An 8,625-nucleotide genomic window follows, 5' to 3' on the forward strand; every position below is an offset into this window, starting at 1 on the left:
GCTCGTGGGCTGCTTGGACAAGAGTTCACTGGTGTGGATAAGGTCGAAGCTGAAGCCTTCGAGCGGATCGGTCAGGGTGATGGTGTAAGTGCCGGCACCCTTGTCGAAGAGGAGGGTGCCGCCCGCCGTGCCCGGCTGGACGAGATCCGCTGGGTCCTTGTCGTAGGTGAAGCTGAAGTCGAACGTCGCGAAATCGGAGTCCTCCGACGCGAGCGTGACGTCCGAGGTGATGAGATTGCCCCCGCCGCCGCCGGCGATCGAGCCGGTGAGTGCGATCTGGATGCCATTAAGCGGGTCGCCATCCTGGTCGACGAAGTCAGAGTGCGTGGCATCGTAGAACGCGTCCGGGCGAGCATCCGCGCCGATGTCGTACCCGAAGGCTCCGGTGGCGGACGCATTGGCCGCATTAGCCAGGGTTTCGTGGGTACCATCGCTACCACCACCGGAGGCATCACCGTCGAACGGCACCGTGATCGTCGGGCCGTCATCCTCGAAGGTGAAAGCAGTGCCGATGTTGGCTGTTGCCTCGGCGGTGTCGCCGTCACCATCGGTGGCGGTCGCGGTCAGAGTAACCAGATCGGCCGCGGCAAGTACCGCCGCCGAAGCGCCACTCTCCACGGGATCTGCCGGATCGTTATGGATAACCGAACGGTCCTGAGTCAGCGTTACCTCGCCGGTGTTCTCATCGACGCTGATCAGGAAGGCGACCGTAGCCGTGTCGTTCTCCAGATAGCCTTCGATTTCGCCGTTGCCATTGACGCGCAGCAGAATGTTATCGCCGCTGAGCGTGTCGTCGAGGCCGCTGTCGACGTCTGCGCTCTTGACGCCGAGCTCATAGGTGACGGCGCCGCCGTCGGCGCCGAGGTCGGTGCTGAAGGCGGAAGTAAAGCTTGCCGATGTGGTATCGGAAAGATCGCTGTCGTCGGTGGTCAGCGTCGGAATAGTGCCGTCCGCCGTCACCGTCGGGCCGTCATCCTCGAAATGGAAGGCGTCGCCGATATTGGCGGTTGCAGCGTCGGTGTCGCTGTCACCATCGGTGGCGGTCGCCGTCAACGTCACCAGGTCGGCCGCAGCGAGTGTCGCCGCCGATACGCCGCTCTCCACCGGATCGGCTGCATCGTTGTGGACGACCGAGCTATTCTGGGTCAGCGTCACCTCGCCGGTGTTCTCGTCGACGCTGATCAGGAAGGCGACCGTGCCTGTGGCGTTCGCCAGATAGCCTTCGACCTCGCCGCTGGCGTTGAGGCGCAGCAGGATGTTGTCGCCGCTGAGCGTGTCGTCGAGGCCGCTGTCGACACCGGGGCTCTTGACGTCGAGCGCATAGGTGACGCCGTCGAGGCCATCGGCGCCGGCGTCGACGCTGAAGACCGGCGCGAAGCTTGCCGACGCTGTATCGGGAATGTCGGTATCGTCGGTAATCAGCGGCGAAACAGTGCCGTCCGCTGTCACCGCCGGCCCGTCATCGTCGAAGTTGATGAAGGAGCCGACCTCTTCGCTGTGGGCGTTGGTGTTCGTCGTCGAGAAATGGAACTCGGAGATATCGAGCCCTTCGTTTGAATCGACCGATGATACCTGCAGCCGATCCATTGGGCTGCTGGTGATGACATCGACGGTGGTGACGTTGTCGAGTCCGGTGATGGTGACTATGCCCGTGCCGAGCCCACTGACGGTGACGTTGCCGCTCCCAGTGGCATAGGTGCCATTGGCGATGATGGTGGACGCAAACCCTGATTCACCCGTCAACGTGAGGCTGGTGATGTTCACGAGGTTGGTCGCGGTGCCGTCAAAGAAATCCGTGCCTTGATCGTTGCCCGTATTGTTGAAGGCAGCGATACTGACGTCCACCCGATCAGTGGGAGTAGAAGGCGTGATCTGGTTGATTGTGAATCCGGCCCGCGTGACGGTCTCGAGATGGCTATCGTACTGGATTTCCGAGGCATCACCCGCGGCCAGATCACCGCCGGTCACAAAATCGACCTGGAGCGTTTCGCCCGGATTAATGCTCTGGTTGTTGACGCCGAAGCCCTTTTCACTCACGTTGGCGGTGCCACCGTTCAAGCCTATCACCAGAAGCTGCTTGGAAGCGTCATCGGGCGAATTGATCAAGTAAAAATCATTGTTGCCGGGCGCGGCGTCCTCGCCCAAAAAACTGACCACGGAGGTTCCCGCAACGGAGGCGAACACTGCGTCTTCCAGATTGATGCGGTCGTCCGGGTTGGTCTCGTCCGGATGGAACAACGGCACGTACTGGACCGTATACAAATCCGCATTGGTGTTGCTGGTGTTGATCAGGGCGAACGAGAAGGCGAGCGGTCCGGTCTCGGCGGGCTCAGTGCCCGCGTCAGAGGTGCCAATGACGCCGATCACGACGTTTGGATGCGTTAGGTCCTGGAACAGCCAGACATAATTGCCATCGACCGTCTGAATGCCGCTGTTCACGCCGACGGTGGTGGAAAACGGGGTTCCAGCGAGGTTCTGTGAGAGAACGACCGAGGTGATGGTTTCTCCCGCGCTCGCCGAGGCCTCCACGAAGTTGGCCTGGAAGGCGACCTCAGGCGAGGTCAACCCATCCGGATCGTCGAGACTTAGGAGATATTGCACCGTGGGGTTGGTGTCGTATGGCGGAATGGCCGGATTGATATCATCGTCCGTAAAACCGATTGTCTCGTCGATGATGATGTCTTGAGCTACGATATCGAGTGCCATGGAGATTCTCCTTGGTTCAAAATGCTTTCTGGAAAGGGATGCAGCCCCCAATGCCGGAAATGCACCTACCCCGGTGCAGCCGGTCGCATACTGAAATGCGCCCCTCCAATTTCATTGTGCCGCCGGCGCAGAGGGCGCGTCCATTCCCGCTTCGATAGTATTGCGGTCAATGTCCGCACCTGATCGAACGATATATATCCATCGGTAGATCAGGCTGGCGGGTGCTGGGGGAGGCCGCGCCGGCACAAGGCAGATGCCGTCAGACGGCTTTCCGGCCGTTGCCGTGCGTACAATGTCGGCGCGAGGAGAGAGGGACGGTCAGAGCAGGCCGGTTCGGCCCGTTCGTGGACGCTCGGTGGCTTTGCCGTGCGTCATCCAGGCCAGTTCCGCCCGGCCGCCGAGGTGCAGCTTCTCGTAGACGTGATGCAGGTGCATCTTCACCGTACCTTCGGATAAATGCAGCCGCTGCGCGATGGTCTTGTTGCGCAGCCCGCGCGAGACGAGATCGGCGATCTCGGTCTCCCGCCCGGTCAGCCGGGACATGGGCTGCGGCTGCGAGCCCGGCATCAGCAGCTGCTGGACGATCTTGTTGTCGATCCACTTCTTGCCCGCCGCCACCGCATTCACGCATTCGACGAGAAAGCGGTGGCTGATGCCGTCCAGAAACAGGCCGTCGACGTCGAGCGTCTGTATTTCCTTGATATCGAGCCTGCCGGTTGGCTGCACGATGAAGATGATGCCGAGAGCGCTGTTGCCAGCCTTCAGCCGTGAGGAAAGACCTGATGTCTGCTGGTCCTCGAGATCCACGCCCACGATGACGATATCAGGTTGATGGCGCTCCACATGAGCGAGAACGTCCACAGGGCGGCGGCACTGGGCGACAACATCGTGTCCAGCCTTCTGCAAAACCCATTCCAGACCGGCGAGATATACCCCTCGCGGGTCCGCCACGACCAACGTCGACATGCGAACACCGTCCGTAAAAAACGCAACGAACTTGGTTAAGTACCCGTAAAATCAGGAAACCAGAGCCTAGGCCTATTGTCAAGTAATAGCTAATATACATGTTGCTATAATAACGCCCCGAGACTGCCGCTCGGAACGGCGCCGTGAAAGGCCAACCTATGATATGCCTGTCACGTCAAGGTTCTAACGTCCCTTGCCGCGCGGCCCAGTCGTACGGGTATAGGCAGTAAAAATAGCCGGTGCGTTCGGTTGCGATGTATTTCAGATGCGTGCCATTGGGCAGCCAGACGATGTCGCCAGGGCGGCATTCGTGGCGGCCGTCATCCAGTTCGATCGTCAGCGTGCCTTCATGGATGAACAGGACCTCGTCATAGGTCACGGTCCAGTCGATCGAGGCGTTCTCCAGATACTCGATGCCACCGCCCATGGTCCGGCTGATCTCGGCATTGATCACGCGCGCGATCGACGACGTTCCGGTCGGCGTGACTGATGGCTTCAGAGTCAACTCGCTGTGCTTGAAAATCCTGGCCTTGGACATTGTCATCCTTTCTTTGCGCGAAGATTGGCTTTGGAGGGAGTGACGCCGGACGGGGCCAGCCCGGCGAGCCATCTCGTCACCGGATTCAGCTTGCGCCCGGCATGTTCGAGATCGTCGCGCCGACGCACCGCGCCACGGACGAAATGCGCACCGACGAAGCGAAAGGGTTCGGGCGGGAAACCGCGCGCCACCGGACGCACCAGCGCCGAATGCGTCAGTTCCGATTCGCCGTCAGTCAGCAGGCCGGTGAGGATCTCGCCGCCGATATAAGCCATTGTCGTGCCATTGCCGGAAAAGCCGTAGCCGTAGACGACATCGCGGTTGGCGGGCAAAGCGCCGAACAGCGGCACGCCGCTGACCGTCCGGTCGATCGGGCCGTTCCACGATGTTTCGAGCGGGAAATCGGCGAGCGCCGGGTGGCCATCCCGCAGCACGCGACGCATTTCGGCGACCCGTGGCGACAGGCCATGGAAACGCTGGTCGACGATGCCGCCGAAGCCAATGACGCCACCGCTGACGCCGACGGACAGCCGACCATCGCGCGTCGGAGACCAACCGCCAACGAAGACGCGGGAATCGATCATCAGCGGCGCCCGGCGGTAGCCGACCTTGTCGAGAAGGCCTGGAATGGGCTGTGACATGGCGTCGTCGCTGGAGATGTTGAAGATCGCAGGGGCCAGTTCCGGAATCGCCCCGGACCAGGCATTCATGGCAAGCACGACCTTGCCGCAGGACACAGTTCCTTTCGCCGTTTCCACCGTGAGCTTGCCACGTCGCGAAAACCGCTTCATCGGCGACTTTTCATAGATCCGAACGCCGCGGTTCAGCGCTGCACGACGCAGGCCGCGCACCAGGAACCCTGGATGCACAGTTGCCGACGAAGCGTCGAACGCACCGCCAAGGTGGCTCGTCGTACCGGCCATCGCCGCGATCTCCGGGCGCGAAACTCGCCGCGCCGGGACGTAGCCGTGCGCTGCCAGCTTGTTTAACGCGTCGTCCCAGGCGCCAAGCTGTGCTTCGCACGTAGCGCCCCAGATCCAGCCGATGCGATCGAACCAGGCGTCGATTGCCTCGGTCTTGCAGAAAGCCTCGATGCCGCCGATCGCGGCTTCGGATGCCTTGATGATCGAAAGCGCGTCGTTTCCGTCGCGCAGCGCGGCAAGCGCGCTGTATTTGGTCCACGCCGAAAGCACCATTCCGGAATTGCGGCCGCTCGGGCCACCACCACAAATGTCGCGCTCTACAATGACAACGTCGAAGCCTGGATTGTGCTGCTTGAGGCGAATGGCGGTCCACAGTCCGAGATACCCGCCGCCAACGATGCAGATGTCGGCCTGCGTTGTCTCTTCGAGCGGAGGCGCAAGGTCCGGGTCCTCGGGCAATGCCTGCCGCAGCCAATGGCTCCGCCAGCGGATGTCTTTTTCCGGCAACTGCATCACGATGCGCCTGCCGCGGACAGGCGGCGCTCCACCAGCCTGACCAAAAGACTGGCGCCCATCGGCAGGATAGCGTCGTTGAAATCGTAATTGGTGTCGTGCGCGGCGGCCTGGTGCGCGTCGTCCGCCTGGCCAAGCAAGAAATAGCAGCCCGGCCGCTGTTCCAACATGTAGCAGAAATCTTCAGAACCCATCTCGGGAGGCGGATCGACGACGAGACGTTCCGAGCCCATCACCTCGTTCGCAATCGCGATCATCGCGTCGGCTTGCGCCGGAGTGTTGATCGTCGGCGCGAAGGGCGTTTCGTAGCGAATATCGACGCTGGCGCCAAAAGCTTCAGCCTCGTTTTTCGCGATGCGGCGGATTGCCATCTCCAGCGTCTTTTGAACCTGATGGTCGAAGGTGCGCACGGTGCCGGTCAGAAACGCCGCATCGGGGATGGTGTTGAAGGCTTCGCCGGCGCGCAGGCTGCCAACGGTGACGATTGCCGGAGAGTGCACATCGGTCAGGCGACCGGGCAGGGCTTCTATCGCCAGCAGGATGCGCGCGGCGACGGGGAGTGGATTGATCGCCAGATGCGGCATCGCCGCGTGGCCGCCCCTTCCATGGACGACGATCTCGAAGCGATCGGCCGCCGCGGCCACCGTTCCGCGGTGGACGGCGATCTCGCCGAGAGGCCGTTCGCAATTGTGCAGCGCGTAGACTTCATCGCAGGGGAAACGCTCGAAAAGGCCATCATTCAGCATGGCGAGTGCCCCACCTCGACCCTCCTCGGCCGGCTGGAAAATGAAATGCACGGTGCCGGCGAAGTCGGGCGAGCGGGCAAGCGCCGAGGCTGCGCCGAGCAGCATCGTCGTGTGACCGTCATGGCCGCAGCCATGCATCCTCCCGGGAATGCGGGATGCATGCGGCAGCGGCCGCGCCTCGGTCATCGGCAGGGCGTCCATGTCGGCTCGGATGCCAAGACTGCGACCAGCGCCGAGCCTGCCCCTGAGCGTACCGACGACACCTGTCCGTCCGACGCCTTCGGTCGTCTCGATGCCCCACGAGCGCAGTTTGTCCGCCACGAAACGCGCCGTCTCGAACTCTTCGAAGCCGAGTTCTGGATTGGCATGCAGATGCCGCCGCCAGGTCGTCATCTCGGTCTCCAACTGCTGTACCGATGGAACCAGTCTCATGCCGATGCCCTTGCGCGGAGAGTTTGCGAGCGGCCCTGAAGGATGGCGATGACACCAAGCAGGGTCGCAGAGAATGCGATCAGCAGCACAGCGACGGCCGCGATGGCAGGGCTGATGGATTCGCGAACCCCGGAGAAGATCATGCGAGGCAAGGTTCGCTCCGCGCCTGTCGAGAGGAAACTTGCGACGACGACTTCGTCGAAAGAGATGATGAAGGCGATGATGGCCCCTGTAATGACGCCCGGCGCTATCAGCGGCAGCACTACCTTGAAGAATGTGCGGATGGTGCCGGCGCCGAGCGATGCGGCCGCGCGAACCAATGTCCGGTCGAAGGTCGAAAGGCTGGCGACGACAGTCGTCAGCATCACAGGCACGGCCATCGCCGTATGCACCAGAATGATGGATAGCTTGTTGCCGACGAGTCCCAGTGTGGCGAAGAATGAAAAAGCCGCGACGCCGACGATGACAACCGGCGTCACCAAGGGCGCGGCGATGATCGCGTAGAGAATCCGTTTGCCGGCAAAATCGCCCCAGGCGAGTCCGATCGCCGCAGGTATGCCGAGCAGCAACGCCAGGACCGTGGTGGACAGCCCGATGACGACCGAGTTCCACAGTGCGTTCGGCCAACGCTGGTCGACCCACAGTTCGGCATACCAGCGCAGCGACCAGCCCGGCGTCGGAAATGCCAGCGAATTGCTCGAGGTCAGCGACATAGGGATCACGATCAGCAGGGGCAGGATGATGAACGCCAGCAACGTCGCCGCATAGGCATACATCAGCCACTTCCGGAAGCGGTCGGCGCTCATGCGACATGCGCCTTGCGGCGGAAGAGGACGGACGCCGTCCAGAACAGCAACGCAAACAACACGAGGATCATCAGCAGTTGCAGCGAAAGCGCTGCACCCATGCCCCAGTTCAGTGTGCTGTTCGTGTAGAAAGCTATGTAGCTGGAGATCATCTGGTCGGTCGGCCCGCCGACAAGCGTCGGGGTGATGTAGTAGCCAAGTGCGAAGACAAAAACGATCGCCCCGCCAGACAGGATCCCTGGCAGGATCAACGGCAACTGCACGCGGCGCCATGCCGTGAGCCACGGCGCACCCAGCGACAGTGCCGCGCGCATGTAGGTGGTCGGAACCCGCCGCATGACAGCGACGACGGAGAGCACCATCATAGGCAGCAGAACCTGAACCATCGCCAAATAGAGCGAAAAGCGGGTGTAGATGAGGTCGAGGGGTTCGCTGACGATACCCAATCCGAGCAGAGTGGAATTCACGGGGCCGTTCTTCTGCAGCACGATGATCCAGATGACGGTGCGCACCAGCAGCGATGTCCAGAGCGGAAACAGGATCAACGCGAACATCAGCTTCGACCAGGCCGGGGGCGCGCTGACAATTGCCTGCGCCAGCGGCACGGCGAGCACCGCGCAGATGACGGTCACCACGATGCTGATCCAGATCGTACGCAGCAGCGCGTCGACGAAGATGGCGCGGTCGGCGGAAACGGCTTCGATCGAATTGTCCGCGCCTCGCTTCAGGTCCAGGCTCGCAAGCAGATAATAGTCCGTTCGCGCGCTTTGCTGACGCGCTATGACCTGCCAGAGATCGATGTTTTTCCAACCGGCCTGTTTGGCGAGCACCTCGTCGCGCACGGGGCGCATGTCGAGCTTGCCGTCGGCCGCATCCTTTGCCGTCTTGATGACGAGGAAACGGCTGCCGACCACGCGCTGGTTCACGAGTTGCGCCAGGACGCCTTCCTTCCCGGCGCGCCGCGCGTCGGCCAAATCCTCGACGAGTGCTGCAAA

Annotated in this window: 7 protein-coding genes; all 7 read right to left on the reverse strand. The window is 62.0% G+C overall.

Going from position 1 to position 8,625, the window contains the following annotated elements; translation table 11 throughout:
- The coding region (locus EN939_RS11725; RefSeq protein ID WP_127268143.1) for a DUF5801 repeats-in-toxin domain-containing protein at positions 1-2,706 on the reverse strand (2,706 nt) is incomplete at its 3' end.
- 318 nt (positions 2,707-3,024) lie between these two features.
- Positions 3,025-3,672, reverse strand: coding sequence for a response regulator transcription factor (locus EN939_RS11730; RefSeq protein WP_127268144.1), 648 nt, complete (start codon positions 3,670-3,672; stop codon positions 3,025-3,027).
- A 175-nt stretch (positions 3,673-3,847) separates the two neighbouring features.
- Positions 3,848-4,210, reverse strand: a complete 363-nt coding sequence (locus EN939_RS11735; protein WP_164748744.1) for an AraC family ligand binding domain-containing protein — start codon at positions 4,208-4,210, stop codon at positions 3,848-3,850.
- Between the two features lie 2 nt (positions 4,211-4,212).
- Positions 4,213-5,646, reverse strand: coding sequence for an NAD(P)/FAD-dependent oxidoreductase (locus tag EN939_RS11740; RefSeq protein ID WP_127268146.1), 1,434 nt, complete (start codon positions 5,644-5,646; stop codon positions 4,213-4,215).
- On the reverse strand, positions 5,646-6,824 hold the full coding sequence (locus EN939_RS11745; protein ID WP_127268147.1) for a M20 aminoacylase family protein: 1,179 nt from the start codon (positions 6,822-6,824) through the stop codon (positions 5,646-5,648). The genes EN939_RS11740 and EN939_RS11745 overlap by 1 nt, the downstream gene beginning before the upstream one ends.
- On the reverse strand, positions 6,821-7,630 hold the full coding sequence (locus EN939_RS11750; RefSeq protein ID WP_127268148.1) for an ABC transporter permease: 810 nt from the start codon (positions 7,628-7,630) through the stop codon (positions 6,821-6,823). Before EN939_RS11750 ends, EN939_RS11745 begins: the two co-directional genes overlap by 4 nt.
- The coding region (locus tag EN939_RS11755; protein WP_164750955.1) for an ABC transporter permease at positions 7,627-8,625 on the reverse strand (999 nt) is incomplete at its 5' end. The genes EN939_RS11755 and EN939_RS11750, both read right to left, overlap by 4 nt.

This window comes from Mesorhizobium sp. M7A.F.Ca.CA.002.05.1.1 (genome assembly GCF_003998335.1).
Lineage (GTDB): Bacteria > Pseudomonadota > Alphaproteobacteria > Rhizobiales > Rhizobiaceae > Mesorhizobium.